The organism is Mycobacterium montefiorense (assembly GCF_003112775.1).
Classification (GTDB): Bacteria; Actinomycetota; Actinomycetes; order Mycobacteriales; family Mycobacteriaceae; genus Mycobacterium; species Mycobacterium montefiorense.
In genome coordinates this window covers 1-613 of sequence record NZ_BFCH01000042.1, presented here as the reverse complement: position 1 = coordinate 613, position 613 = coordinate 1, and the positions used below count along the sequence as shown (strand labels likewise).

The following is a 613-nucleotide window of genomic DNA, read 5'->3' as shown; positions in this document are numbered from 1 at the left end:
ATGACGACCCACCACATCAGCGAGCGCAGCCCCCAACACCGCGGCATCCAACACCCAACTAACACCCAACACCGTCGGCATGTTGTACACCGGCGAGGGCCCCTGCAACTGATCAAGGAACCACAACCGCGACTGCGCAAACGACAACGGAACCACCGAAGGACGCACCCGGGCCACCAACGGCTCCAACACATCCTGAACCGCATCCAGACGCGTCACCAACCCCGCAACCGTGGGCGCCTCAAACACCGCACGCACCGAAAGACCAACACCCAAAGCAGAATTCACCGCAGCAACCACACGCATCACCGACAACGAATCCCCACCCAGATCAAAGAACGAGTCATCAACCCCAACCCGCTCCACACCCAGGACTTGAGCGAAAATCCCCGCCAAAATCTCCTCAGCCGCGGTCCCCGGAGCCCGATACCGTTGCGCGTCACCATATTCAGGAGCCGGCAACGCCCGAGTATCGAGTTTCCCGTTCACCGTCAGTGGCAACACCTCAACCACCACCACCGCAGCCGGCACCATATAAGACGGCAACCGCTGCCCCAACACCTCACGCACCGCAACCGAATCCACAATCCCGGCCACCGACTCCGTGACATAC

General features: G+C 61.0%; 1 protein-coding gene. It reads right to left on the bottom strand.

Annotated features, from left to right (window positions below):
- Window positions 1-613 (bottom strand): phosphopantetheine-binding protein (locus DB708_RS25805; protein WP_133251061.1); only part of this gene is annotated, 613 nt, incomplete at both ends.